This window comes from Streptomyces sp. NPDC026394 (genome assembly GCF_055567735.1).
The window spans coordinates 69,689-96,142 of the sequence record NZ_JBVHPX010000008.1 but is presented as its reverse complement, the minus strand read 5'-3'; the positions used below and the strand labels follow the sequence as shown (position 1 = coordinate 96,142).

The window sequence follows — 26,454 nt, the reverse complement described above, 5'->3', positions numbered from 1 at the left end:
CGCAAGTCTTCGCAGGTCATCACCGGTCGTTCACGTTTCGGTGGCGGCCACTCCCTGGCACAGCGGGCACCGGTCCCGGCCGTCCCACCGGTCCCAGCCGAAGGCCGCGGGGGAGAGGGACTGGCCCTCCAACTCCTTGCGTACCGCGACCCGGTAGGCCCAGACCGTGCCGATGTACGGGTGGTAGGCGTCGTGAAAGGCACGTGAAGTCGGCTCGGCGCCCGTTGCGACCGCCCGCTGAAGGGCGCGGAGTTGCTCGAACAGGGCCTGACCGGCGCTGGCGACCGCGGTGCTCGCGTCGATGAACAGCCGCTCGCGCGCTTCGTAGATCGCGGCATCGCTCAGCGCCGCCCGGGTGACGGCGTCCAGGTCGGCGTCGGCCACGGGGTACTGGGCGATCTGACGCAGCCGGGCGTGGCCGGTCTCGGCGGCGGTGATGAACGCGATGTACACGGCTCGCCGCCGGTCCCCCGACCCGCGGTCGTTCTCGTGGCGGCGACGCAGGTGGTCGGCCAGCACGGTGCCGGAGACGGCGAGTGTCCCGCCGCTGATCGTCGCGACGAGCGTCCCCCAGTCCACGTCGGACCTCCCTCTCCCCGCCGTGATCACGGCGCCGGGACCGGAATCTACGCCCGGCCTCCGCCGAAGAACAGAGGCCGGGCCACTGAGCCGCCGACTGCGGAAAGTCGCCACAAGGTCACCATTTTGCTGGTTGTTGACTATTTCTTGGTCGTTCATTGCCGGTAGCGTCCAGTCCTGATCGGCGAACCCGATCAGGACCAATACGTGAGCCGTTGGATGCCACCGGAGGATGTATGACCTCTCGTATCACCGCCGCCATAGCCGCCTGCACGCTGAGCCTCGGGGCCCTCGCCGCGGGCGTGGGCACAGCCGCGGCGGCACCGTCCGCCGCCGCTGCCGGTGCGGACGCGCCGTCGCCGAGGGCGGCGGTCGACGCGCGCGCCGCGGCCGTCGACCGGTGCAGCTACCAGGTGGTCCGCTCCGACGACTCCCGTTATGTCTACTCCGTGAGCGGAGTCGTCGGCGGGAGCACGCGCGAGTTCCCGGTGCAGAAGGAGGACTTCGTGCGGTTCTCCGACGAGTGGTTCAAGGTCGCCCAGGTCGACGTGTGCGCGGGCGGGCAGAGCCAGGCCCCCGCCACACTCCGCGTCACGGGCAAGCTGGACCGCCCGGAGCACTACGACCCGTCCGTGCCGCGGACCATCCGCAGCGGCGCCCTCCAGCCCGCTTCCTCGTCGGTGATCCCGAAGGCCCCGCGGCTGACGTCCGTCGACCGCGTCGACGCGGCCACCGTCCGCGTCAACTGGGAAGCCGCACAGGGTGACCCGGACCAGGTGATCGTGCTGGAGCGCAAGCCCTTCTACAGCAGCGAGCTGGGCCTGTGGCACCCCTACACGTTCCAGTGGAACGCTCCGCGCGGCACCACCTCGATGGACCGGAAGCTCCAGCGTGATCCCGGCATCCCGGCCGGAATCCGGGCGCATTCCTACTGGATGCGCGTGGTGAAGGGCGGCTTCGTCAGCGACCTGCGGGCCGAGAGGCCGACCACCGTCGAGCCGTGACGGACGAGCACCACGAAGGGCGCCCGGCCGGCAGAGGGCCGGGCGCCCCCACGGTGCGGGCCACCCCCCCCCGTAACCTCTTCGGCATGATCAACTCCTGTGCGGACCTTGACGATGCCGGAGTGGCGGCCGCCGCGGCGCGGGCCGGCGCGGACGTGGTGCGCGACCTGTACGGGCGGCGGCTCGCCCGCATCGACAAGGGTGGTGGGGACTTCGCCACCGAGGCCGATGTGGCGGCCGAGAAGGCGATCCTCGGCGTGCTCCGCGCCGCCCGGCCCGGCGACGCGGTGCTCGGCGAAGAAGGCGGGCGGCACGGTGCCGAGGACGCTGCGCGGCGGTGGCTGGTGGATCCCCTGTGCGGCACGCTCAACTACGCCGTCGGCACGGTGCTGGTCGCCGTCAACGTGGCGCTGCGCGAGGGCGCGGCGGCGGTGGCCGACCCGTTCGGCGGTGAAGTCTTCTGCACCGACGGGGAGACCGCGTGGGTACGGGGCGAAGGTGCCGACCGGCGGCTGACGCCCGCGTCCGCCTCCCGGCTCGTGGACGTCAACCTCGACCCGCCGTTCCCCGGCGCCCCCGGTTTCCGGGCGGTGGACCTGCTGGCCGGGCCCGCCTTCGCCGAGCACTTCCGGCCCCGCGTGGTGTCCACGACGCTCGCGTTGGCCTGGGTCGCGGCGGGCAAGCGCGCCGCGTACGTCACGGACGGCGGCGATCTGTCCGGCAGCGTCCACTTCGCCGCCGGTATCGCCCTGTGCCGGGCCGCCGGCTGCGTCGTCACCGGTGTCGACGGCGCCCCGGTCGGCCGGGGCGGCCGCGGACTCGTCGCGGCCGCCGACGCCGAGACCCACCGACTGCTGATGGCGATGGTGCGCAGTCAGAAGTAGTCGGGAAACGCTCCAGAAACGCTCCGGAAGTGATGCGGGACGGGAAGCGTTTCAGGGGCAGTGACGCATCGGTGCCGACGATGATTCCGGGGACGGACGAACGGCCGCCCACGAGGCGGCCGTTCGCCGTACGGGGGAGGGGTGCCGTCACCCTCGGGACTGCGCTCCGATGGTGGGGGTGGCGCCGTTCTTGTAGAGGGCGATGAGCTTGCTGAAGTCGAACGGCCGCTGGTCCACGCAGGTACAGCGGTAGGTGTCGCACTGTTCGCAGCCGACGGTGCACGGCGGCTGGACGTCGGGGTTGCCCTGGTTGTGGTCGCGGGTGGCATCCCATCCGGAGAGCGCGCCGAGCTGGTTCTCGTGGGCGAACTCGACCAGGCTGCGCTGGTTGTCGAGGGTGAAGACCCGCTTGTTGATGTTGCAGCCGAACATCGGGGTCGCGCCCGTACGGTTCCAGGTCTTCGTGGCGTCCCAGGCGGGCCACAGCGAACCGATCTGGCCGTGCATGGCCTTGAGGCCGATGACACAGCACTCGTACATGTCGGGCGGCGCGCTCTGCCCGAACTCCATCAGCATGCCGTTGACCAGGCCGGGCTCGATTCCGGCGGCGGCCACCTTGGCCAGGAACTTGATGCCGACCGGGCTGAAGCCCGCCGACCCCTCACCGGGCTGCGCGTCGGCGGGAAGCGTGTAGGAGATCTTCAGGCCGGGGTGCTTGGCGAGGAGCTGGGAGACCGCCGCCGTGTGCCGCAGGTGCGCCGCCTCGTCGGACAGGAAGTCGCCCTCGAAGTCGAAGTCGAGGCGCGCCACACCGTAGTTGCGCAGGAACGCCTCGTACTGCTCGACGATCCTCGGGACGCTCGTCTCGACGGCTTCGAGGGGCCTTCCGGAGGCTCCGCCGCAGGAGAAGGCGACCTTGCCGCCGGTGGCGGCCAACTGCTGGATGTCCTTCTTTCCGTACGAGCTCTGGTCGACCTCCCAGTCGGGGCCGTCCTGTCCGGCCCACGCCAGCTTCTTGTTGTTGTTGGCGACGATGAACCCCAGCATGAAGCCGTCCACGCCGGATTCCTGGGCGTACTGGGGGAGGCTGGGGTTCGGCCAGGCCATGTAATCCACGAACGGCGCGCGCGGCATGTCCCAGGGGCCGCCGTCCGGGAGCTTGTCGGTCGTGCTGAACTCCAGCGGCTGGGACTGGTCGGAGCGGTTCCCCGCGAGGTCCACGGCCGTGACCCGTACCGTGTACGCGGTCGTCGGGGTGAGCCCGGAGAGCACCGCGGTCTCGTCCTTGACCCGCAGTGGCTGGGCGCCGCCGTAGGCCACTTCGTAGCCCTGCACGCCGATGTTGTCGGTGGAGGGGGTCCAGGAGAGCGTGGCCTGGGTCGGGCCGAGGGTGTCCACCCGGAGCTGCGTCGGCACGCTGGGCGGTGTCGCGTCGTCCGGTACGTCGGCGGGCTGCCCGTTGATCTTGAATTCGGTCGGCAGCGGGCCGGGGCCCGGCATGGACCGGGCGAAGCCGAGCCGGAACTCCTGGGTGCCGCGCCGGGGCGGAACGGTCTTGCGCTCGGGCACCAGACGCCCGGTGATCACGTTGCCCGACCGCTGCCAGACGAGCCCGTAGACGTTGGTGACGTTCTGGTCCGACTGCACGCGGAACGAGATTTCCGGATCGACGAGTGGTTCGCTTTCGAAATTCCAGACCGTGGCCTTCATGGTGCCGTACCACTCGCCAGGGGATTCCCATTCCGGCGTGACGTATTGCTTTGCCATGTCCACACCCCTCGTTTCCGACGTCCGGTTCCCGGACGTTCCTCTCCCCGTTGCGACAGGGAACCTAGGCACGGCACATACCGGCGTCAATCACGGAAATCGGCCAGTGACGGACCGGCCGGAACGGTGCGCGGGGACGGGCGCAATTCCGGGAAGGCGTCGCGGAGTGTGGTGCGGATGTGCTGGGCGCACTTCTCGAAAAGACCGGTGCCGGTGGTGCGGGAAGAGACGTGAGGGCTGCGGCGGCCGGTGGTGGCCACGAGCAGCTCCAGGCCCGCCCCTTCAGCTCCAGGCGCTCACCGCAAAGACCTTCCCCCGCCCGTGCTTTGTCCATATGCACAGCACATGCCCTGCTGATTCGTTCTCCCGGATCAACAACCCGGCGGCCACCCTTCGTACGCTGCGGCTCAGTTCTCCACGCGAAAGGCACCGTCGTGTCCTTGGACCTGCACCACCGCGCCGTCGTCGCCGACGCCCACAACGACCTCCTGATGGCCGTTGCCGCTCGCCCCCCGAAGCGCTGGGGCGGCTTCTTCCGGGACCGGTGGCTGCCGCAGCTACGCGAGGGCGGTATCGACATCCAGGTCCTGCCGGTGTTCATCGACGACCAGTACCGCCCCGAAGGCGCGCTCCGGCAGACCCTCCGCATGATCGAGTGCGCCCACACCCTCGCCGAGGCCAACGCCGGACACGTCGCGCTGTGCACCGACGGAGCCGGCATCGACGAGGCCCTCGCCGAGCGGAAGATCGCTCTGGTGCTCGCTCTGGAGAGCGCGCCGGGCATCGACGCCTCCGTCGAACTGTTCGCCACCCTGTTCCGGCTGGGCGTACGGATCGCCTCGATCGCCCACTGGGGACGCACCCCGCTCGCGGACGGCAGCCGGGAGGACGCCACCGGCAGCCGGCTGACCGCGCCGGGCGTGCGGGCGCTGCGGGAGATGGAACGCCTGGGCATGCTCTTCGACATCTCCCACCTGGGGGCGAGCGGTGTCTCCCACGTACTGGAGCTCGCGACCCGCCCGCTGATCGCGACCCACTCCTGCGCCCGCGCCCTGCGGGATCACCACCGCAACCTCACCGACGACCAGATCCGCGGTGTGGCCGGCACCGGCGGCGTGGTGTGCGTCAACTTCGTCCCGGACTTCCTCACCGACGACGCGTCGAAGGTGAGCCTCGACCGGGTCGTCGACCACATCGAACACGTCGTCTCCGTGGCCGGGACCGACCATGTCGGCCTCGGCTCGGACTTCCTCCGCGAGGTGGTGGCGGACGTGACCCCGCCCTGCTGCGAGAACCTCGACGAGGAGGACCCGCAGTTCGACTTCCCCGGCCTGGCGGGCCCGGCCGACATGCCCCGGGTCACCGGAGCGATGCTCCGCCGGGGCCTGCCCGAGGAGGACGTCCTCAAGATCCTCGGCGGCAACGTGCGACGGCTCATGAGCAAGAACATGGGCTGACGCCGCCCCGGCGGTACCCGCCGGGGCGGCGGGGCCCGACACCAGTCACCGGGCATCCCGGCCCTACCGGTTCACTCGACACTTCACGGAGGACAACCCGTGCCGTACGACTCAGCACGCCGTTCCGCGCCGGCGGACGAAGCACCGTTCACACCGGTCGAACCGGCCCTGGACGCCATGCTCGCCGACCTCGAAGAACTGGTGACCTGCGAGTCCTTCTCCGCCGACCACGCGGCCGTGGCCCGCAGCGGTCAGGTGGTCGCCGCGCAGGGCCGCCGGCTGCTCGACGCCGCACCCAGGACGCTGACCCTCGACGGCATCACCCATGTGCGATGGACGTTCGGAACACCGCGCATCCTGCTGCTGGGCCATCACGACACCGTCTGGCCGACCGGCTCCCTCAAGACGCACCCCTGGTCGGTGGAGCAGGGTGTCGTCCGCGGGCCCGGCGTCTTCGACATGAAGGCCGGCCTGGTGCAGATGTTCCACGCCCTCGCCTCGCTGCCCTCCCTGGACGGCCTCTGTGTGCTCGTCACGGGGGACGAGGAGACCGGCTCGGCCACCTCCCGCTCGCTGATCGAGGACGTCGCACGCCGGTGCTCGGCCACCCTCGTCCTGGAGCCCTCGGCGCCCGGCGGAGCGCTGAAGACCGGCCGCAAGGGCGTGTCCCTCTACGACATCACCGTCCACGGCCGGGCCGCCCACTCCGGACCGGAGCCGGAGAAGGGCGTCAACGCGGCCACCGAACTCGCCCACCAACTGCTCGCCCTGGGCGGCATCGCGGGCACCGTCAACGCCTCCACCGGGCCCGGGACGAGCGTCACCCCCACCGTGATGCGGGCCGGCACCTCGAACAACACCGTGCCCGCACAGGCCGAGCTGAGCGTGGACGTCCGCGTGCCGGACGCCACGGCCCAGGACGCCGTCGACCGGCTCATCAGGTCCCTGTCCCCGCGGACTCCCGGCGCCCGCCTGCGGATCGACGGCGGCCCCAACCGGCCGCCCCTGACCCCCGACGCCTCCGGCGACCTGTTCGCCCTGGCCACCGAAGAGGCCGTACGGCTCGGCCTCGGCCCGCTGCGCCGAGCGGCCGTGGGCGGGGCCTCCGACGGCAACTACACCGCCGGGGTCGGGTGCCCCACGCTCGACGGCCTCGGCGCGGTGGGCGACGGCGCGCACGCCGACCACGAACACGTCGTGGCCGCCACCATGCCGGACCGCGCCCGCCTCCTGGCCCGCCTGGTCGGAGCACTGCGGTGAAGGGGACCACCGTCCGGGAGCTGCACCGCATGGCGGACTTCGAGGCCGCCAGCCTGCTCTACGCCGACATCTGGGGAACCCCGCCCGCCCACCCGCCCCTGTCCGCCGAGGTCATGCGGGCCCTCTCGCACGCCGGCAACTATGTGGCCGGAGCGTACGAGGACGGCCGGCTGGTCGGCGCCTCCGTCGGCTTCTTCGGCGAGCCCGTGGGCACCAGCCTGCACTCGCACATCACCGGCGCCGTCATGGGACGTGGCGTGGGCCTCGCCCTCAAGCTGCATCAGCGGCAGTGGGCGACGGCCCGCCGCCTGGAGCGCATCACCTGGACCTACGACCCGCTCATCCGCCGCAACGCCTACTTCAACCTGGTCAAACTCGGCGCCCGGCCGGAGGATTACCTGACCTCCTTCTACGGCGCGATGGACGACGTCATCAACGGCGGCGACGAGTCCGACCGGGTCGTGGCCGCCTGGAACCTCACCACGCCCACCCCGCCGCCCGGGACGACCGAACTGCCCGCCGGCGCCGCGCACGTCCTCCGTAATGACGCAGGCCGCCCGCGGACCGTGCCGACCGACGCGGCCACCGTACTCGTCGACCTGCCCGACGACATCGAGGTCCTGCGCGGCACGGACCCCGGCGCCGCCCGGGCCTGGCGGCTGGCCGTCCGGCACACCCTGGGCGGCCTGCTCGCCGAGGGCGCCCGCGTCGTCGGCTTCCACGAACGCCGCCGCTACGTGGTCCGACGCCTCCCCACCCGCCCCTGACCGCTCTCCGTTTCCCGCTCCCGAGGAGTCACCAGCCGTGCAGACGAAGATCACCGGCGTTGAGCTGCGCCGCATCGCGATGCCGCTCGTCGCCCCGTTCCGTACCTCCTTCGGCGTGGAGACCAGCCGCGATGTGCTACTGGTCCGCGTCGTCACCTCCGAGGGCGAGGGGTGGGCCGAGTGCGCCGCCATGTCCGAGCCCCGCTACTGCTCCGAGTACGTCGACAGCGCTCAGGAGGTCCTGCGCAAGTTCCTGATCCCCGCCCTGCCGAAGGACGGCACGGACGCGCACGGGGTGGGTCGGGTCCTGGAGCCCTTCACCGGCCACCGCATGGCGAAGGCCGCGCTGGAGACCGCGGTGCTGGACGCCCGGCTCCGCGCCGCCGGCGAGTCCTTCGGCTCCTATCTGGGGGCCGCCCGGGACCGGGTGCCTTGCGGCGTCTCGGTCGGGATCATGGACTCCGTACCCGAACTCCTCGACGCCGTGGCGGGGTACCTCGACGAGGGATACGTCCGGATCAAATTGAAGATCGAGCCCGGCTGGGACGTCGAGCCGGTCCGAGCCGTACGCGAGCGCTTCGGTGACGAACTGCTCCTCCAGGTCGACGCCAACGCCGCCTACACCCTGGTGGACGCCCGGCAGCTCGCCTGGCTCGACGCCTTCGACCTCCTGCTGATCGAACAGCCCCTGGCCAACGACGACCTGGTCCAGCACGCCGGACTGGCCGAACTGCTGCGCACCCCGATCTGCCTGGACGAGTCCATCGAGTCCGCCGCCGACGCCGCGGCGGCCATCTCCCTCGGCGCCTGCTCCGTCATCAACATCAAGCCGGCCAGGGTCGGCGGCTACCTCGAAGCCCGACGCATCCACGACCTCGCCCGCGCCCACGGCATACCCGTCTGGTGCGGCGGCATGCTGGAGACCGGCATCGGCCGCGCCGCCAACGTGGCGCTGGCCGCCCTGCCCGGCTTCACCCTCCCCGGCGACACCTCCGGATCCAGCCGCTACTTCGCCACCGACATCACGGAGCCGTTCGTCCTGGCCGACGGCCACCTTGACGTCCCCGCCGGCCCCGGCCTCGGCGTCGAGCCGCTGCCCGACGTCCTCGACGAGGTCACCACCTTCAGTGAATGGGTGGCGTTGTGAGGGCGCCGTCGGTTCGACGGTTCCCCGGGGCCTCGGCGGGTGTGCCGGTGCCCGTGTGGTGCCCCGCCCACACCACGGGGGTCCGGCCTGCCCACGGGCTTGCCTGTTCGAGTTGACCGGCGAGGCGGAAGAGGCGGCTTTCGAGGCCGTGACCGGCGGCGAACTGCATACCGATCGGGAGCCCCGTCCCGGCGTCGGCCGTCACCGGCACGGACATGGCAGGCGTACCCGCCACGTTGAACGGCATGGTGAACGGGGAGCGGTCGTTGAGGCGGTCGATCCAGCCGAAGCCGTCCGACGCCGCCGCGCCCTCGGCGTAGGTGCCCAGGGGCATGGGAAGCTCCGGCAAGGTCGGGGTGAGCAGGATGTCGTGGGTGTCGAAGTACCGCGCCAGGCTCCGGGCGACCCGGTTGCGCATCGCGAGCGCGGTGACGAACTCGGTGCCGCCGACCTGCTGCCCGTAGTGACAGCCGGCGAGCGTCGCCGGTTCGAGCGTCGAGGAGTCGACCGGCCGGCCGAAGGCGGCGGCCAACGCGTCGACCGAGGCCGCCAGGTTGACCGTGAACAGCCGGGCGTTGGCCAGGACGAACTCCTCCCGGTCGACCCCGAGGTCGACCGAAACCTCCTCCACCCGGTGGCCGAGGGCTTCGAGCAGCCGCACGGTACGGGAGAGCGCGTCGGCCACGGGTGCGGTGGTGCGCCGTCCGCCCCATGCCTGGGGGAGGACACCGATACGCAGTGAGCCCGGGTGGCGGGTGACCTCCTCGGCGTAGGGCCGGGACGGCTGCTGGGCGAAGTACGGGTCGCCCGGCTCCGGGCCGCGCATCCGGTCGAGCAGGGCCGCACTGTCGCGTACGGTGCGGCTGACGCTGCCGTGCACGGCCAGGCCGCTGAAGGTCTCGTCGGCGTCGGGGGCCATGGAGACACGGCCACGGGTGGGCTTCAGCCCGAAGAGGCCGGTACAGGCGGCGGGGATGCGCAGGGAGCCGGCGGCGTCGGTGGCGTGGGCGATCGGAACCACCCCGGCCGCGACAGCCGCGGCCGCGCCCCCGCTGGATCCGCCCGCGCTCCGCTCCGGACTCCAGGGGTTGCGGGTCGCGCCGTACAGCACGGATTCCGTCGTGATGCTGTAGGCCAGCTCGGGTGTCGCGGTACGGCCGAACGTCACGAGGCCGGCGTCACGGAAGCGCCGCATCAGGGCGGAGTCGGCGTCGGCGACATGGCCGGCCGCGAGACGGCTGCCCAGCTCCGTCCGCCGTCCGGCCATGGTGATCCCGATGTCCTTGATCAGAAAAGGGACGCCCGCCAGCGGTGCACTGCCGGGGCGGGGGTCGGGCCCGGGCCCGTCGTCGGTCGGCCAGGTCTCCACGACGGCGTTGATCCGCGGATTGACCGCCTGTACGGCCTCGCGTGCGGCTGCCTCCAGTTCGGCGGGGGACACCTCGCCCCCGGCCACCAGCTCCGCGAGCCCGACAGCGTCGAAGCGCACGTACTCGGAAACCCTCACAGTCACTCCCAGCGGAAAGAAAGATACCGGCAGGTTCCGAACGATACCCAACGGTATCGCGTGGGCCGGGCTGGTACCGTAACAGGAGTCGGGGGGCCTCGGAGGCCCTACAGGTCCCACCGGGCTCACGGGCCCCGGACGCCCCACGATCGACGGGAGTCACGGAGCAGTCATGGCAGCGACCACCAGAAGGCCGGACAGGGTGGCGAAACTGCCGCCTCGTGAGCGCATCCTCGACGCGGCGGAGGAGCTCTTCCAGCGTGAGGGAATCCGGCGGGTGGGCGTCCAGGCGATCGCCGAGCGGGCCCGGACCACCAAGATGGCGATCTACCGGCACTTCGAGACCAAGGACGCCCTGGTCGCGGAGTGGCTGCGGATCGTCGCCGCCGACTACCAGGCGGCCTTCGACCGGGTCGAGGCCGAACACCCCGGCCGCCCCAGGGAGCAGATCCTGGGCCTGGCGCGCTTCATCGCCGAGGGACTGCCGGCGCTCTCGTACCGGGGCTGCCCGTTCATCAACTCCCTCGCCGAACTGCCGGACCGGTCCGATCCCGCACGGCAGGTGATCGAGCAGCACAAGGCCCGCCAGACCCGCAGACTGGTCGGCATGTGTGCCGCGGCCGGGCTGCCCGACCCCGAGCAGACCGCCGCCGAAATCACCTTCGTACTGGAAGGCGCGCAGGTCAGCATGCAGAACGGAAGCATCGATCAGGTGGGGGACCGCCTCCTGAGAACGGTCGAGGGGATCATCGACCGGCACCGCTCCCGGCCCGGCACCGGTCGGGCGGCCACCGGCTGACCGTCACTCACCACGGCCGGGCGGCAGCGCCGGGGCAGCGGCCGGGACGGGAGCCGGGGACGCCAGGCCGAGCAGGGCGTTCGAGGTTTTGCCGTCCGCCGGGTGAAAGGCCCAGATCCGGTGGCCTTCGCTGCCCGGAAGCTCCAGGACGTGCTGGTCGAGGGCGAGCGTTCCGGCCCTCGGGTGCCGGAGCCGTTTGTGGTCCAGCGCCTTCTCGTAGAGGTGGTGCCCGCTCCAGGCGGACCGGAAGACGTCGCTGTGTGCGGACAGCTCGTCCAGCAGGTGTGTCAGGCGCGCCGATGCCGTCTCGGGGCCGGTCTGGGCGCGCAGGGACGCCACCACGCAGCGGGCGAGTTCGGGCCAGTCGGTGAAGAACGACGGTGCGCCGGGGGCGAGAAACACCAGGCGGGCGTAGTTGTCCCGGGGCTCCAGTCCCTCGTGCAGGAGCTCCCCGAGGGGGTTGACGGCCACGATGTCGAGCCATCGGTTCACCAGCAGGGCGGGTACCGGCAGGGAGTCGAGCAACCGGCGCACGGCCGCACGGCGCTCCGTACCCATGCCGGGCGCCTCGCCGCCCAGGGCGGTACTCGCGGCGGAGAGTTCACGCAGGTGGCGCGCCGCCACGGCGTCCAGCAGCAAGGCCTTGGCCAGACCTTCCACCACGGTGGGGGACGGCCGGCGTTCCCGCCCCTGTTCGAGGCGCACGTAGTAGTCGGTGCTGATCCCGGCCAGGAGTGCCACTTCGTCCCGCCGCAGCCCCGGCACCTGACGCTGCGCCCCCGCGGCCAGCCGGTGCTGTTCGGGCCGTACCCGGTCCCGCCTGGCGCGCAGGAAGGCCGCCAGTGGCGCGCCTCCGCCGTGTCCTGCTGCAACGTCCATTCCACCAGCGTAAGGACGAGGCGCCGCTGGTCCGGGGTGGGTGCGGCACTCCTACCCGTACGGATCGCCGGGTGCCTAGTGTCGGCCTGCCGAAGGGCCCGGGACGCAGCCGGGCAACCACCAAGGAAAAGAGTGACCTCGATGTTCGTCATCACCGGCGCCAGTGGCCGCACCGGACGGGCCGCCGCCGAACACCTTCTCGCCGCCGGGCACCGGGTGCGGGCCGTCGGCCGTTCCGCCGGGCGGCTGGCCGATCTTGCCGCACGGGGCGCCGAGGTCTGCGAGGCCGACCCGGCGGACCCCGGCGCGCTGACGGATGCCCTCCGCGGCGCGGACGGTGTCTACGCGGTGATCCAGCCCAACTACCTCCCTCACCACCCCGACTTCGGCGCCTTCCAGGACCGGGTGGCGGACTCCCTGACCAGGGCGGTCGCGGAGTCCGGTGCGACCCGCGTCGTCGGGCTCAGCAGTTGGGGAGCCCAGCATGCCGCGGGCACCGGGCCGGTGGCGGGGCTGCACCGCTTCGAACAGTGTCTCTCGGCCGTCCCCGGAGTCGACACGCTGTGGCTGCGGGCGGGCTACTTCATGGAGAACCTGCTGGACCACATCGGTACCGCCAGGGCCCACCACCGCATCAGCGCCCCCTTCGCCCCCGGCCTTCCGCTGCCGTTCGTGACCACCCGCGACATCGGGTCGCGGGCCGGGGAGGCGCTGGCCGCCGGGGCCTGGTGCGGTACGGAAGTCCTGGAGCTCCAGGGCGAACGCGACGTGAGCATGCGGGAAGCCGTGCGCTTGATCGCCGAGGCGGTGGGAGCGGACGACCTCACCTATGAGCAGACCGGCCTCGCCGATTTCCGCGCCGGACTCCGTGAGGCAGGCGTCTCCGAAAACGTCGCGGACATGATGACCGAGGCCGGCGAGGCCATCAACTCCCGGCACATACGGATGCGGCAGCCGCGTACCGCCCGCACCTCCACCCCCACCTCCGTCGAGCGGTTCATCGAGGACGAATTCGCTCCCCGGTTCCGTACGGCTCGGCCCACCGAAGGCGGCTGAACACGTCCCTGCCGCGGCTCGCGGGTTTGTGGAAACGGACGACAGAAACGTACGTTCCTGTGGGGATCGGCCAGTCACCCGGACGTGTCCAGCAAGCAACCTTGGCTGTCCGGGCAGCAGCCTGACCGGATCCGGGAAGACGCGGTGAGGAGCACCTATGGACGCCTGTACGCTCGGCGACCTGATCGACATCGTCGGCAGCCCGCCCCTGCGGCTGCACACCGCTCCGGCCGGTTTCGCCGCCCCGGTCACCGAGGCGCTGCTGTACGACGCCCACGCCCCGCTGCCCCACGCGCCCGGCGCCCTGCTGCTCGCGGTCGGCGTACGGGCGGCCGCGGCCGGACCGCTGCTGCGGGCCGCTGCGGAGGCCGGGATCACCGGAGTCGTGGTGCGGGACACGGCCGGACCGCCGGTCGGCGAGGCCGAGACGCACGGCGTGGCGCTGCTGGCCGTCGACGAGGACGCGGCCTGGCACCATGTGCACCTGATGCTGGCCTCGGCGATCGGCGCCCGCTCCGCCCACAGCGCCGCCGGCCTGGGGGACCTGTTCGCACTGGCCGACGCGATCGCGGCGGCGACCGGCGGGGCGACGGCCGTGGAGGACCCGCGCCAGCGGATCCTGGCCTACTCCACCGTGCCCGGGCAGCCGGTCGACGAGGACCGCCGCCAGGGCATCCTCGGCTTGCAGGTACCGGGCAGCGTGGACAACTCCGAGCAGGTCAGGAAGGTGTTCGCCGCGGGCGGGCCGGTGCGGCTCCCCTCGCTCACGCCGGGGGACCTGCCGCGGCTGGCCGTCGCGGTGCGGGCCGGCGGCGAGTCCCTCGGCTCGATCTGGGTGATCGACGGCGGCACTCTCGCCCCGGACGCCGAGGAGACCCTGGTCCAGGGCGCGTCCACGGCGGCACTGCTCCTGCTGCGTGCCCGCGCGGCCCGGGAACTGGCCCGCCATCAGAACACCGACCTGCTGCGCCGATTGCTGGACGGTTCGGCGGACGCCTCGGCCGCAGCGCACCGCCTGGGGTGGGACGCGGTGCGCGTGGCCGCGTTCGTGCTGGACTTCTCGGCGAGCGTGCCCGACGCCGAGCGGGCGTCGCTCAGGCTGCTGGACGTCGTACGACTGCAGTGCGAGGCGCGGTACGGGCGGCACGCGTGCGTACTCCTGGACGGGGTGGTGTACGCGTTGCTGCCGGCGCCCAAGGAGAGTGCCGGAGCGTGTGCGCCGCGCGAGCAGAGGACCGCCCACCAGCGGCACCGGCAACTGGCGGAGGACATCGTGCGCCGGGCCGGGCGGTCGCTGCGGGTGCCGGTACGGGCAGCGCTCGGCGAGGTGGCACAGGATCTCGGTGCCGTGGCGGACTCGCGTGCGGACGCGGATCTGGTCCTCCGGCTGTTGCACGACGACCTGCCGGTGGCCACGGTCGACGAGGTGCGGCCCCGGGTGACGCTGCTACGGCTGTCCGACGTCATGCACCAGCAACGGGGGCTGCGGGCGGGCGTCTGGCAGCGGGTGCTCGCGGCGGACGCCGAGCACGGCACCGACTACGCCCGTACCCTGGTGTCCTGGTTCGACGCGGGCTGCGACGTGGCGGGCGCGGCGAAGCTGCTCTCCGTCCACCCCAACACCTGCCGCTACCGCCTGAAGCAGGCCGGCCGGCAGCTCGGGATCGATTTCGAGGACCCCGACGAACGGCTGGTCCTGTGGCTCCAGTTGAGGGCGCTGGCGGGGCTCGGCGGTGCTGCCGGAGCAGGAGAGTGACGGCCCCGGGCCATCTCGGAGGCACCACGGTGCCGCCCAGATGCTCCGCGTGGCAGCCCGGTCAGCGAAGGTCGTGGATCAGCTTGCCGATGATGGCGTCCACCTCGTCCGAGTCGAACGACTCCGAGCCGATCAGCAGGGTCACGGCCCGCCGGCCGTCGTCGGTGACGGCGTTGCGGAACTTGTGGCCGGACTCCATGTGGCCGCTGTGCCCCCAGGTGACGAAGCCGGGGGAGGTCTCGTAACGCTCGACTCCCAGGCCGTAGCGCTCACTCGGGAAGCTGTCCGCTACGGTCTTCTTCATCTCGGCGAGCTGGGCCGGGGCCAGCAGCCTGCCGGAGAGCAGCGCGGTCCAGAAGGTGGTCGCGTCGGCACTGGTGGAGACCAGCGCGCCCGACGCGTCGGCCCCGGAGGTGTTCCATTCCGTCCGGTCCACCAGTTTCCCGCCCCGGTCCACGTAACCGCGCATGTCCGGCTTGGGCAGCGTGGTCCGGTCGCCGGGCCAGAAGGTGTGGCGCAGCCCGAGCGGCTTGATGAGCCGCTGTTCGATCTCGGTGCCGATGCCGCGGCCGGTGACCTCCTGGACGATCAGGCCGACCAGGTTGTAATTGGTGTTGGAGTAGGCGAAGCCACCGGGGGTCCGGTCGTCGGGCGGGGGCAGCGTCAGGGCCTGCTCGACCGTCTCCAGGGGATCCATGTGCTCCCAGCGGTGCGCCTCCAGGTCGTCCCACGCTTCCAGGTAATCGGGCAGACCGCTGGTGTGCTGCAAGAGCTGCCGGACCGTGATCCTGCGGCCGTCGTAGTGCTCGGTGCGGACGAGGCCGGGCAGATACCGCTCCACGGTGTCATCGAGCTGCAACCTGCCTTCACCGACGAGCTGGAGCACGACGGTGGCGGTCCAGGTCTTGGTGTTGCTGGCGATGCGGCCGTGCTCATCGCCGACGGCCTCACGGCCCGTCCTGAGATCGGCGAGGCCGACACCGCCGTGCCGTACACCGCAGCGGGGGCTTTTCACCGTGATGCTGATGCCCGAGGCGCCGACATCTTTCAGTGCCTTCAACGCGGTCCGGACGGGCTGGTTGTCGCACCGCGGTGCCGCGGCCGACGCGGCCGGCGCCGCCGTCATCAGAGAGGCGGTGACGGCCAAGGCCACGGCACTGGTCCCGTATCGCATGACGTCTGACGTCTCCTTCGGTGAGGCCGGAACTGATGCGTGCGGCATCGGGCCGGTTCAGCCCCGTGTGCCGCTCGTTCGTCGGAACGTGCGTTCGGACAGCGTCGCCGCCGGCCCGGCCGGGCGCACGTGATGTCCGTACAGAGATCGCGCACAGGTCTTGTGCGTCCGGCCAAAGGGACGCACACAGCCGGTGGGGTGCGTCGAGGGCCGGGCCACACGTGTGACGCGTGTGGCCCGGCCCTGAAGGTACTGGTCTAGGACTGGCGGGCCTTGCCGAGCGCGGCCGGAGCGGCGCCGAGCCACCAGTCGGGGTCGGCGGTGCCGTCGGCTGTGGTGCCGTCGCGGCGCACGTAGTGCCGTACGTCCCGGCCGGGCTCCTGCAGCGCTCCGTTCAGGGCGCGCTCGACCCACTCGGCACCGAAGCGGAACATCTCGGCGGCGACCCCGCCCAGGGGGTGGAACTCGTTCTCGTAGACGCGCATCTCCTTGGGAGCCCGGATGCGCTCGTAGGTGGCCAGCGCCTGCTCCAGCGGCGTCAGCTCGTCGAACTCGCCGATGCCGACCAGCACCGGCCGGGTGAGGCGGGTGACGAGGTCGCCCAGCGGCATCAGCGCGGCCAGCTCCCGGTCGAAGCGCTCCTCGTCGCTGAAGCCGGACATGTACATGTAGTTGTGCTTGAAGGTGGGCTGGGCGCGCTCGAAGATGGTGTCGAAGTCGCCGGTGACGCCCTCGAAAGTGGCCAGCGCGGCCAGGCGCGGGTCGGCGGCGGCCGCCCGCAGGCCCCAGTAGCCGCTCATGCTGATGCCGAACATGCCGATGCGCCCGGCGTCGACCTCCGGCAGGCCGGCGAGGTGGTCGATGTAGCGGCTGATGGCCCGCTCGTAGTTGGTCAGGTCGACCGTGAGGCCGTTGGCGCGGGTCTCTCCCTGGCCGGGGCCTTCGATGGACAGGGCCACGATGCCGTGGGAGGTGTAGTAGCGCTCCGCGGCCTGGATGTAGTCCTCCTTGATCATGTCCATGCCCGGGCCGAGGATCACCGCGGGGGCGTTGTGCACCGGGCCGGCCGGCAGGTGCAGCAGTGCGTAGAGGTGCTGCCCCTCGAAGTCCAGCACCACGCGGCGCACCCGGTCCCCGCGCAGGCTGCCGAGGCGGGCGACGCAGTGGTCGGTGCGCTCGCGGAAGGCCGCCTTGCGGGGGTCGTCCGCGTCGAAGACGGAGTACTGGGCGCGGCCCCACATCACCGCGGCGCGCAGGTAGAGGTCGGCGGCGGTGCGCGCGAACCCCTCCCGCTCGTGGTGGGCGGCGCGCCGCTCGGCCTGGCCGGCGACGGTTGCCCAAGCCTTGGGGAGCATGGCTCCGCTCTTGACGAGTGTGAAGACCTTGTCGAAGTCGGCGGGGTCGTGGCCGAGTTGTTCCATGGTGCCCTTGGCCTCGGGGTGCAGGGCGTCGAAACCGCCCTGTGCCAGGGCGATGTCCAGGCTCCAGTTCTGGCCGGTGGACCGTGTGGTCATGGGACCTTCCTCCTCTGCGGCGTCAGTGCCCGACGCTTGAGTTAAGTACTTACCTTCAGTTCATTAAGTACTTACCTTAGGATGTTTGTCAACCGCAGTGCCCATCGGAGAGAGACACGCCATGCCCCCTCGTCGCCCGCAGACCGACTCCGAGCGCAAGCTCGCCCTGGACGAGCTGTCCCGGGCCGCCTACAGCCTCAGCGCAGCCGACGCCCGCCTGCGGGGCCGCGCCACCCGCACGCCCGGCGCGCTCTCCCTCACCCACGCACGCGCCCTGCGGGTGCTCGCCGAGAACGGTCCGCTCTCCATCCGTGAACTGGCCGCCGCGACCGAGACCACGCCCCCTGGCGCCACGCAACTGGTCAACGGCCTCGTCGCCGCCGGCTACGTCACCCGCGAGCAGGTCCCGGGCCGTAAAGCCGTCGCGGTCGCCCTCACCGCCAGCGGCCAGGAGCGCCACAACGAACGGCAGGCGCTCCTGCAACAGGCGCTGGACACCGCCCTCACCGACTACGACACGGCCGCCCTCGACTCGGCGGCGGAGGTGCTGCGCCGGCTTTCGGTCATCTACGACCGCCTCTGACGCGGCCGTACGCCGTCATGGCCGGTCCCGGCCACCAAGTCCGCCACTTCCCGCTGGTAGGGGAACGACCCGGGCTCGTAACCGCACCACGGTTCCTCGGCGAGCGGGTCGCCGGTGACGGCGTGGGCGCGGGACCGGGATCCTCCGCAGACGTGGCGGAACTCGCAGCGGCCGCAGCGGCCGAGGAGTCGGCCCGCGTCGCGCAGGGCGGTGAACAGGTCCGAGTCGCGGTAGATCTCCGACAGCGGGCGGGTGCGTACGCTGCCCGCCGAGAGGGGGAGGAAGCCGCTGGGGTGCACGGTGCCGGTGTGGGAGACGAAGACGAAGCCCCGTCCGGCGTTGACGTCCAGGGGCGGGCGGCGGGTCCGGCGGGGGCCGGTGCAGAGGTTCAGCTCTTCGGCGCGGTCGCGGAGCCGGCGGTACAGGGGGCCCAGGCGGAGGGCCTGGACGTGGTCCGCGCCCTTCGCGGCGAGGATCGCGCGTTGCAGGGCGACGCGGCGGAAGTGGTGGGCTTCGGTGGTCTTGACCGGCACCGACAGCCCGACGTCGTGGAGGAAGTTGAGGACGTCCTCGGTCTCCGCGGGGCTGAGTGCGGCGAGTCGACTGCCGCGTCCGGTCGGTACGAGGAAGAAGGCGCTCCACAGCATGACCCCGTGCTCGCGGACCAGTGCCGCGATCTCCGGCAGGTCGTCCAGGTTGTGCCGGCCGACCGTGGTGTTGATCTGGACCCTCATGCCCAGGCGGCGGGCGGTGTCCCAGGCGTCCAGGGTCCAGCGGTGGACGCCGGGGACGCCCCGGAAGCCGTCGTGGAGTGCGGCGGTGGAGCCGTCCAGGCTCAGGGACAGGCCCGCCGCCCCGGCCTCGTGCACGGCGCGGAGGTTGGGTGCGGTCAGGGTCGGGGTGCCCGAGGGAGAGACGGCGACCTTTACCCCGGTCCGCGTGCCGTAAACGATCAGTTCCAGCAGATCGGGACGCTGGAAGGGGTCGCCGCCGGTGACGACGAACAGGGGAGCGGGCCGGCCGAAGGCGGCGACCTGGTCGATCAGGCCCTTGGCGGACCGGGTGTCCAGCTCGCGGGGGTCGCGGGCGGGGGTCGCGGTCGCCCGGCAGTGCAGGCAGGCCAGCGGGCAGGCGCGGGTCGACTCCCAGATGACGATGAACGGCTTGTCCGCCACCGCCTGGTGCTGCCGGCGGACCGGCCGGGCGCCGGTCACCGGTGCGGACACGGGACGGAGCGGCGGGCCGGCCGCCGGGCGTGGTGGTGCATGAGCGGTACCTCCGATGCGATCAGCCCCAGCATGCGGCCGGGGAGGCGGCTGCCGCCGGGGGCGGGGCGGCCCCGGCGCAGGGTCGTTGGTCCCGTGTGGCCGAAAACATTCGAGGTCCTGTGGCCCTGCGGCGCGGGACGCTTCGCCCACCGTGCCCGGCATGGGCCGGACCTAGGTTCGGTTGCATGGAGAACAAGAAGATCAGCAGCCCGTCGGCGGCTGATGAAGCACGCGGCTGGCCGCTGGCCGGCCGGCGGCTGCTCGACCGCCGCGAGGTGAGTGCGGACGGACGCGCCGTGTTCGGCACGGGGGACCCGCGGTGGGAGGGTTTCTACCGCGACCGCTGGGCCCATGACAAGGTCGTCCGCTCCACCCACGGGGTCAACTGCACCGGGTCCTGCTCCTGGATGGTCTACGTCAAGGACGGCATCATCACCTGGGAGCACCAGGCCACCGACTATCCGTCGATCGGTGCCGACTGCCCCGAGTACGAGCCGCGGGGCTGCCCGCGCGGCGCATCGTTCTCCTGGTACACCTACTCGCCCAGCCGGGTGCGCTACCCGTACGTACGCGGCACGCTGCTGAAGATGTGGCGGGAGGCGCGCCGCCGGCTCGGCGACCCGGTGGCCGCCTGGGCGGAGATCACCGGAGACCCGGCCAAGGCCCGCGCGTACAAGAAGGCCCGGGGCAAGGGCGGGCTGGTGCGCGCCGACTGGGACGAGGTGGCCGAGCTGGTCGCCGCCGCCCAGGTGCACACCGTCAAGACGTACGGCCCGGACCGGGTGGCCGGGTTCTCGCCGATCCCCGCGATGTCGATGGCGTCCTTCGCCGCCGGCGCGCGGTTCATGTCCCTGATCGGCGGCACCCTGCTGTCGTTCTACGACTGGTACGCGGACCTGCCCGTCGCCTCGCCGCAGGTCTTCGGCGACCAGACGGACGTGCCGGAGGCCGCCGACTGGTGGAACGCCGGGTACCTGATCATGTGGGGGTCCAACATCCCCGTCACCCGGACCCCGGACGCCCACTTCCTGACCGAGACCCGCTACAACGGCACCAAGGTCGTCGCCGTCAGCCCCGACTACGCCGACAACGTCAAGCACGCCGACGAGTGGCTGGCCCCGCACCCGGGGACGGACGGCGCCCTGGCGATGGCGATGGGCCACGTCATCCTGCGCGAGTTCCTGGTCGACCGGGCCACTCCCTACTTCGAGGGCTGTCTGCGCCGGTTCACCGACGCCCCGTTCCTGGTCACACTGCGCGAGCGGGACGGCGATCTGGTGCCCGACCGCTTCCTGACGGCGGCCGACCTCGGCGACACCGACGAGAACGCGCGCTTCAAGACGGTCCTTGTCGACCGTGCGAGCGGTGACCCGGTGGTGCCCAACGGATCGCTCGGCTTCCGCTGGGGCGAGCAGGGCAAGGGCCGCTGGAACCTCGAACTGGGCGACACCGAGCCGGAGCTGAGCCTGCTGGAGGGGGCTGGGGACACGGCCACCGTGGCGCTGCCGCGCTTTGACGAGGGACCCACCGAAGGCGGCGGGGTCATGGTCCGCGGCGTACCGGTCCGTGAGATCGGCGGCCGGCAGGTGACCACCGTCTTCGACCTGATGCTGGCCCAGTACGGCGTGCACCGCCCCGGACTGCCCGGCACCTGGCCTGCCTCCTACGAGGACGCCTCCCAGCCGTACACCCCGGCCTGGCAGGAGACCATCACCTCGGTCCCCGCGGCCCAGGCGGCCCGTATCGCCCGGGAGTTCGCCCGCAACGCCGAGCGCACCGAAGGCCGCTCCATGATCGCCATGGGCGCCGGCACCAACCACTGGTTCCACTCCGACACCATCTACCGCGCCTTCCTGGCCCTGACCACCATGACGGGCTGCCAGGGCGTCAACGGCGGCGGCTGGGCCCACTACGTCGGCCAGGAGAAGGTCCGTCCCGTGACCGGCCTGCAACACCTGGCGTTCGCCTTCGACTGGCAGCGGCCCACCCGTCACATGGCCGGTACGTCCTACTGGTACCTGGCCACCGACCAGTGGCGCTACGAGGCGTTCGGCCCGGACGAGCTGGCCTCCCCGCTGGGCGAGGGACGGTTCGCCGGCCGCGCCACCGCCGACTGCCTGGCCCAGGCCGTCCGCATGGGCTGGACCCCCGGCCACCCCGGCTTCGACCGCAACCCGCTGGACCTGGCCGACGAGGCGGCCGCCGCCGGCCGCCCGGTGGCGGAGCACATCGTCGAGGGACTGACGTCCGGCACCCTGCGCTTCGCCGCCGAGGACCCGGACGACCCGGCCAACTTCCCGCGCGTACTGACCGTGTGGCGGGCCAACCTGCTGGGCTCCTCCGGCAAGGGCAACGAGTACTTCCTGCGCCACCTGCTGGGCACGGATGCCGCCGTGCGCTCCGAGGAGACACCGCCGGAGAAGCGGCCCCGGGACGTCGTCTGGCACGAGGAGGCCCCTGAGGGCAAGCTCGACCTCCTGGTCAGCATGGACTTCCGGATGACCTCCACCGGGCTGTTCTCCGACGTCGTGCTGCCGGCCGCCACCTGGTACGAGAAGGACGACCTGTCCAGCACCGACATGCACCCCTTCGTGCACGCCTTCACCCCGGCCATCGCGCCGCCCTGGCAGGCACGGACCGACTACGACACCTTCCTGACCATCGCGGACCGCTTCAGCGAGCTGGCCGAGGAGCACCTCGGCACCCGTACCGACGTCCTGGCCGTGCCGCTCCAGCACGACACCCCCGACGAACTGGCCCAGCCCGGCGGCATCGTCGCCGACTGGAAGGCCGGCGAGTGCGCGCCGGTCCCCGGGCGCACCATGCCCAAGCTGGTGACCGTCGAGCGGGACTACACGGCGGTGGCGGACAAGATGCGCGCCGTCGGCCCGCTCCTCGACCGGCTCGGGACCACCACGAAGGGCGTCACCGTCCGTCCGGACGAGGAACTGGAGCGGCTGCGGCGTACGAACGGGGTCCGGCACGGTGGCGCGGTGGACGGCCGGCCCTCGCTGGCCACCGCGACGGACATGTGTGAGGCGATCCTCGCGCTGTCCGGCACCACCAACGGACGGCTGGCCACCGAGGGATTCAAGGCGCTGGAGGAACGTACCGGCATCGAGATGGCGCATCTGTCCGCCGAGCGGGAGGCAGAGCGCATCACCTTCGCCGACACCCGCGTCCAGCCCCGCTCGGTGATCACGTCCTACGAGTGGTCCGGCAGCGAGACCGGCGGGCGCCGCTACTCCCCGTTCGTCATCAACGTCGAGCACCGCAAGCCCTGGCACACCCTCACCGGCCGCCAGCACTTCTTCGTCGACCACGACTGGATGACCGAACTCGGTGAGCAACTGCCGGTCTTCCGTCCGCCGTTGAACACCGCACGGCACTACGGCGACGAGCACCTGGGGGAGGACGGCCGTGCCGAGGTGACGGTCCGCTACCTCACCCCGCACTCCAAGTGGTCCATCCACTCCGAGTACCAGGACAACGCCTACATGCTCGCGCTGTCCCGCGGCGGGCCGGTGATCTGGATGAGTACCGCCGACGCCGAGAAGATCGGCGTCAAGGACAACGAGTGGATCGAGGCGTACAACCGCAACGGTGTCGTGGCGGCCCGCGCGGTGGTCACCCACCGGATGCCCGAGGGCACGGTGTACATGTACCACGCCAAGGACCGCACGGTGAACGTGCCGAAGACGGAGGTCAGCGGCAAGCGCGGCGGCATGCACAACTCCCTGACCCGGCTGCTGCTCAAACCGTCGCACCTGGCCGGCGGCTACGCCCAGTTCACCTACGCCTTCAACTACTACGGCCCCACCGGCAACCAGCGCGACGAGGTCACCGTCATCCGCCGCCGCGGCCAGGATGTGGAGTACTGACATGCGCGTCATGGCCCAAGTGGCGATGGTGATGAACCTCGACAAGTGCATCGGCTGCCACACCTGCTCGGTCACCTGCAAGCAGACGTGGACCAACCGCACCGGTGTGGAGTACGCCTGGTTCAACAACGTCGAGACCAAGCCCGGCGTCGGCTACCCGCGCCGCTACGAGGACCAGCGGCAGTGGAAGGGCGGCTGGGAGCTGGACCGGCGCGGGCGCCTGGTGCTGCGCTCCGGCGGCCGCCTCAAGCGCCTGGCCTCCCTGTTCTCCAACCCCGACCTGCCGGCCATCGAGGACTACTACGAGCCGGTCACCTACGACTACGACCATCTCGTCAGCGCCCCGGCCGGCCAGGACGTGCCCGTCGCGCGCCCCCGCTCGGTGCTCACCGGCAAGCCGACCGCCATCACCTGGGGCGCCAACTGGGAGGACGGCCTGGGCGGCGCGGCCGAGACGGCGGCCGGCGATCCCAACCTGAGCGGTGACCTGGCCGAGAAGGTGAAGTTCGAGTTCGAGCAGACCTTCCTGTTCCACCTGCCGCGGCTGTGCGAGCACTGCCTCAACCCGGCCTGCGTCTCCGCCTGCCCGTCCGGTGCGATGTACAAGCGGGCCGAGGACGGCATCGTCCTCGTCGACCAGGACCGCTGCCGCGGCTGGCGGATGTGCGTCACCGCCTGCCCGTACAAGAAGGTCTACGTCAACCACGCCACCGGCAAGGCCGAGAAGTGCACCTTCTGCTTCCCGCGCATCGAGGCCGGACAGCCCACCGTCTGCTCCGAGACCTGCGTCGGCCGTCTGCGCTACCTCGGCCTGGTCCTCTACGACGCCGACCGGGTCGGCGAGGCCGCCGCCGTGGCCGACGAGCAGGACCTGCTGGACGCCCAGCGGAACGTCTTCCTCGACCCCGCCGACCCCCGAGTCCGCGCCGCCGCCCGGCGGTCCGGCATTCCCGAGGACTGGATCGACGCCGCCCGCCGCTCACCCGTACGCGCCCTGATCAGCGAGTACCAGGTGGCCCTGCCGCTGCACCCGGAGTACCGCACCCTGCCCATGGTCTGGTACGTGCCGCCGCTGTCCCCGGTCCTGGACGCCGTCGGCGAGGCGGGCGGCGACGCCGAGGACCCCGACCATGTCTTCGCCGCCGTCACCCGGCTGCGCATCCCGCTGGACTACCTGGCCAACCTCTTCGCCGCCGGAGACACCGACGTCGTCGCCGGGGTGCTGATGAAACTGACCGCGCTGCGCAGCCACATGCGGCAGCGCAGCCTCGGCGAGCAGGGCGACGAGAGCGCCCTCAAGGCTGTCGGACTCACGTCAGCGCAAGCCGAGGACCTGCACCGGCTGCTGGCCGTCGCCAAGTACGCCGACCGGTACGTGGTGCCCGCCGCCCACCGGGAGGACGCCGCCGCGCTCAGCGCGATGGAGGACCGCTGCCCCGTGGAGAGCACCGACGCCCCGCCCGGCTCCGACCGCAAGGTCATGCTCGGCATTCCCGCCCTGCGGCGACGCGCCACCACCTCCGACAGCCTCGCGGGAGACACCGCATGAGCACCCTGCGCACGCGCATCCGCCCGGCAGCCCGTCCCGGCCCCGAAGAGACCGCTCAGCGCGCGCTCCTGCTGCGGCTGCTGTCGCTCCTGTTGCAGTACCCGGACGCCGAACTGACCGCCGAGCGACCCGCGCTGGCCGCGGCCGTGAACGCACTGCCGCCCTCGCCCGCCGCCGACGAGCTGGCCACCTTCACCACCTGGTACGCGGCCCAGCCTGCCGAGGCCCTGGAAAGCCACTACGTGGAAATCTTCGACCTGCGCCGTAAGAGCAGCCTCTACCTCACCTACTACCTGCACGGCGACACCCGCCGACGGGGCATGGCCCTGCTCACCCTCGCCCAGACCTACCGGGCCGCAGGATGGAGTGCCGACAGCGGCGAACTCCCCGACCACCTGCCCGTCGTCCTGGAATTCGCCGCGCTGGCCGGCCCGCGCGCCGGAGAAGCGCCGCTGCGCCGCCACCGGCGCGGCCTGGAACTCATCCACCACGCCCTGTCCGACGTGCGATCCCCCTACGCCGGGCTGCTGACGGCGCTGCTGTCGCTGCTGCCGCCGGCCAGTGACGCGGAGCTGGCGGCCGTGGCGAAGCTGGCAGCCGAAGGGCCGCCCGCCGAGGACGTCGGCCTCGACCCGTACAGCGGCACCGGCTTCGCCCCGCCCGGCACCTTCGTGCCGCCCGCACCGGCCCGGCCGACGCTGATGCCCCCTCTGACCGGCCCCATGGATTCGGAGCCCCGCCGATGAGCGCCGCCAGCAGCCCCCTCGCCGCGATGAACGGCACCGACCTGCTGCTGTGGGTCGCCGTCCCCTACATCTGTCTGGCCGTCTTCGTCGTCGGACACGTCTGGCGGTTCCGCAAGGACCAGTTCGGCTGGACCAGCCGCACCAGCCAGCTACTGGAACACCGCTGGCTGCGCTGGGGCAGCCCGCTGTTCCACCTCGGCGCGTTCGCCGTGATCGCCGGACACGTCGTGGGCCTGGCCGTTCCCGCCTCCTGGACCGAGGCGGTGGGCATCGGCGAGCACACCTACCACACCGTGGCGGTGGCCCTCGGCTCCGTGGCCGGTGCGGCCATGGTCGTGGGCCTGGGCATGCTCAGCGCCCGCCGCCTGCTCGCCCCGCGCATCCGCACCCGGACCAGCTCCAGCGACAAGGTGCTCTTCCCGCTGCTGGCCGTCACCGTCGTGCTGGGCATCGCCGCCACCGTCGTCCACAACATCGCCGGCGGCGGATACGACTACCGCTCCACCGTCTCGGTCTGGTTCCGCGGACTGTTCCTGCTGCAACCGCAGCCCGGGGCCATCTCCGGCGCACCCCTGCTGTTCCAGTTGCACGCCCTGACAGCGTGCCTGCTGTTCGCGGCCTGGCCTTTCACCCGCCTCGTCCACGTGTGGAGCGCCCCCGTCGGCTACCTGCGACGCCCGTACCTGGTCTACCGGCGGAAGCCGGCCGCCCGGGCGTACGACCGGCGCCCCGGTGCCCCCGCCGGCGCCCGGCGCGAGCTGACCGGATCCAAGGCTCCCCGGTAGCAGCGGCCCCGCGCGCGATGAATGGCCCGTCCCCGGTGGGCGGGTTCGATGAAGCTGAGAGACGGGAGCCGGGTGCCGGCCGCGGGACGCAG

General features: G+C 71.9%; 23 protein-coding genes. 15 read left to right on the top strand and 8 right to left on the bottom strand.

The features are described from left to right. Window positions 1–30: 30 nt before the first annotated feature. Window positions 31–579, bottom strand: a complete 549-nt coding sequence (locus ACZ4QV_RS20420; protein ID WP_361150736.1) for a CchlQ — start codon at window positions 577–579, stop codon at window positions 31–33. A 236-nt stretch (window positions 580–815) separates the two neighbouring features. Here ACZ4QV_RS20420 and ACZ4QV_RS20415 point away from each other — a divergent pair, with 236 nt between their 5' ends. Together ACZ4QV_RS20415 and ACZ4QV_RS20410 are read left to right on the top strand one after the other, a co-directional pair. Next, on the top strand, window positions 816–1,583 hold the full coding sequence (locus ACZ4QV_RS20415; RefSeq protein WP_361616301.1) for a hypothetical protein: 768 nt from the start codon (window positions 816–818) through the stop codon (window positions 1,581–1,583). Between the two features lie 86 nt (window positions 1,584–1,669). Continuing rightward, entirely contained in the window at window positions 1,670–2,467 is a 798-nt protein-coding gene (locus ACZ4QV_RS20410) for an inositol monophosphatase family protein (RefSeq protein WP_361638805.1), read from the top strand. Window positions 2,468–2,614: 147 nt separating this feature from the next. On the opposite strand, the gene ACZ4QV_RS20405 is transcribed toward ACZ4QV_RS20410, so the two are convergent. Continuing rightward, complete coding sequence (locus tag ACZ4QV_RS20405; RefSeq protein ID WP_361638803.1) at window positions 2,615–4,234, bottom strand: fibronectin type III domain-containing protein; 1,620 nt, start codon at window positions 4,232–4,234, stop codon at window positions 2,615–2,617. Between the two features lie 86 nt (window positions 4,235–4,320). Further along, entirely contained in the window at window positions 4,321–4,494 is a 174-nt protein-coding gene (locus ACZ4QV_RS20400) for a hypothetical protein (RefSeq protein ID WP_361638801.1), read from the bottom strand. A 174-nt stretch (window positions 4,495–4,668) separates the two neighbouring features. Here ACZ4QV_RS20400 and ACZ4QV_RS20395 point away from each other — a divergent pair, with 174 nt between their 5' ends. The 4 genes from ACZ4QV_RS20395 (at window position 4,669) to menC (ending at window position 8,865) form a co-directional block, all read left to right on the top strand. Next, complete coding sequence (locus ACZ4QV_RS20395; protein WP_361589063.1) at window positions 4,669–5,691, top strand: dipeptidase; 1,023 nt, start codon at window positions 4,669–4,671, stop codon at window positions 5,689–5,691. 177 nt (window positions 5,692–5,868) lie between these two features. After that, on the top strand, window positions 5,869–6,951 hold the full coding sequence (locus tag ACZ4QV_RS20390; RefSeq protein WP_467763263.1) for a M20 family metallopeptidase: 1,083 nt from the start codon (window positions 5,869–5,871) through the stop codon (window positions 6,949–6,951). After that, a complete protein-coding gene (locus ACZ4QV_RS20385) occupies window positions 6,948–7,718 on the top strand; it encodes a GNAT family N-acetyltransferase (protein ID WP_467763204.1) in 771 nt (256 codons plus the stop codon). Before ACZ4QV_RS20390 ends, ACZ4QV_RS20385 begins: the two co-directional genes overlap by 4 nt. Before the next feature lie 37 nt (window positions 7,719–7,755). After that, window positions 7,756–8,865, top strand: coding sequence for an o-succinylbenzoate synthase (gene menC, locus ACZ4QV_RS20380; protein ID WP_467763203.1), 1,110 nt, complete (start codon window positions 7,756–7,758; stop codon window positions 8,863–8,865). Here the strand turns inward: menC and ACZ4QV_RS20375 are convergent. Continuing rightward, window positions 8,843–10,372 carry an amidase gene (locus ACZ4QV_RS20375; RefSeq protein ID WP_361638797.1) on the bottom strand — a complete coding sequence of 510 codons (1,530 nt, stop codon included), beginning with the start codon at window positions 10,370–10,372 and terminating at the stop codon, window positions 8,843–8,845. The genes menC and ACZ4QV_RS20375 overlap by 23 nt on opposite strands. A gap of 172 nt (window positions 10,373–10,544) precedes the next feature. Here ACZ4QV_RS20375 and ACZ4QV_RS20370 point away from each other — a divergent pair, with 172 nt between their 5' ends. Further along, window positions 10,545–11,171: a TetR/AcrR family transcriptional regulator gene (locus tag ACZ4QV_RS20370; RefSeq protein WP_361589070.1), complete on the top strand. Its 627-nt coding sequence runs from the start codon at window positions 10,545–10,547 to the stop codon at window positions 11,169–11,171. 3 nt (window positions 11,172–11,174) lie between these two features. On the opposite strand, the gene ACZ4QV_RS20365 is transcribed toward ACZ4QV_RS20370, so the two are convergent. Beyond that, entirely contained in the window at window positions 11,175–12,050 is an 876-nt protein-coding gene (locus ACZ4QV_RS20365) for a helix-turn-helix domain-containing protein (protein ID WP_361150760.1), read from the bottom strand. Between the two features lie 141 nt (window positions 12,051–12,191). Between ACZ4QV_RS20365 and ACZ4QV_RS20360 the strand changes: the two genes are divergently transcribed. Further along, the gene (locus tag ACZ4QV_RS20360) at window positions 12,192–13,106 is read left to right on the top strand and encodes an NmrA family NAD(P)-binding protein (RefSeq protein WP_361638821.1); all 915 of its coding nucleotides are present in this window, start codon (window positions 12,192–12,194) and stop codon (window positions 13,104–13,106) included. 157 nt (window positions 13,107–13,263) lie between these two features. Further along, window positions 13,264–14,862, top strand: coding sequence for a PucR family transcriptional regulator (locus tag ACZ4QV_RS20355; protein ID WP_361589073.1), 1,599 nt, complete (start codon window positions 13,264–13,266; stop codon window positions 14,860–14,862). Between the two features lie 61 nt (window positions 14,863–14,923). On the opposite strand, the gene ACZ4QV_RS20350 is transcribed toward ACZ4QV_RS20355, so the two are convergent. Beyond that, complete coding sequence (locus ACZ4QV_RS20350; RefSeq protein ID WP_361638795.1) at window positions 14,924–15,877, bottom strand: serine hydrolase domain-containing protein; 954 nt, start codon at window positions 15,875–15,877, stop codon at window positions 14,924–14,926. 10 nt (window positions 15,878–15,887) lie between these two features. Here ACZ4QV_RS20350 and ACZ4QV_RS20345 point away from each other — a divergent pair, with 10 nt between their 5' ends. Continuing rightward, the gene (locus tag ACZ4QV_RS20345) at window positions 15,888–16,169 is read left to right on the top strand and encodes a hypothetical protein (RefSeq protein ID WP_361638793.1); all 282 of its coding nucleotides are present in this window, start codon (window positions 15,888–15,890) and stop codon (window positions 16,167–16,169) included. A 124-nt stretch (window positions 16,170–16,293) separates the two neighbouring features. Here ACZ4QV_RS20345 and ACZ4QV_RS20340 read toward each other — a convergent pair whose 3' ends face one another. Then, a complete protein-coding gene (locus ACZ4QV_RS20340; RefSeq protein WP_361638791.1) occupies window positions 16,294–17,550 on the bottom strand; it encodes an alpha/beta hydrolase in 1,257 nt (418 codons plus the stop codon). 121 nt (window positions 17,551–17,671) lie between these two features. Here ACZ4QV_RS20340 and ACZ4QV_RS20335 point away from each other — a divergent pair, with 121 nt between their 5' ends. Continuing rightward, a complete protein-coding gene (locus tag ACZ4QV_RS20335; RefSeq protein ID WP_361150771.1) occupies window positions 17,672–18,133 on the top strand; it encodes a MarR family winged helix-turn-helix transcriptional regulator in 462 nt (153 codons plus the stop codon). Here ACZ4QV_RS20335 and ACZ4QV_RS20330 read toward each other — a convergent pair. After that, window positions 18,118–19,359, bottom strand: a complete 1,242-nt coding sequence (locus ACZ4QV_RS20330) for a TIGR04053 family radical SAM/SPASM domain-containing protein (protein ID WP_361638789.1) — start codon at window positions 19,357–19,359, stop codon at window positions 18,118–18,120. The two genes, ACZ4QV_RS20335 and ACZ4QV_RS20330, sit on opposite strands and share 16 nt — an antisense overlap. Before the next feature lie 227 nt (window positions 19,360–19,586). On the opposite strand from ACZ4QV_RS20330, the gene ACZ4QV_RS20325 reads away from it, so the two are divergent. From ACZ4QV_RS20325 to narI, 4 genes are read left to right on the top strand one after another with little or no spacing between them, the layout of a single operon-like run. Next, window positions 19,587–23,282 carry a nitrate reductase subunit alpha gene (locus ACZ4QV_RS20325; RefSeq protein ID WP_361638787.1) on the top strand — a complete coding sequence of 1,232 codons (3,696 nt, stop codon included), beginning with the start codon at window positions 19,587–19,589 and terminating at the stop codon, window positions 23,280–23,282. A gap of 1 nt (window position 23,283) precedes the next feature. Next, complete coding sequence (gene narH, locus ACZ4QV_RS20320; RefSeq protein WP_361150778.1) at window positions 23,284–24,831, top strand: nitrate reductase subunit beta; 1,548 nt, start codon at window positions 23,284–23,286, stop codon at window positions 24,829–24,831. Next, a complete protein-coding gene (narJ, locus tag ACZ4QV_RS20315; RefSeq protein WP_361150781.1) occupies window positions 24,828–25,577 on the top strand; it encodes a nitrate reductase molybdenum cofactor assembly chaperone in 750 nt (249 codons plus the stop codon). The genes narH and narJ overlap by 4 nt, the downstream gene beginning before the upstream one ends. Next, window positions 25,574–26,362 carry a respiratory nitrate reductase subunit gamma gene (gene narI / locus ACZ4QV_RS20310; protein ID WP_361638785.1) on the top strand — a complete coding sequence of 263 codons (789 nt, stop codon included), beginning with the start codon at window positions 25,574–25,576 and terminating at the stop codon, window positions 26,360–26,362. Before narJ ends, narI begins: the two co-directional genes overlap by 4 nt. Window positions 26,363–26,454: the final 92 nt, after the last annotated feature.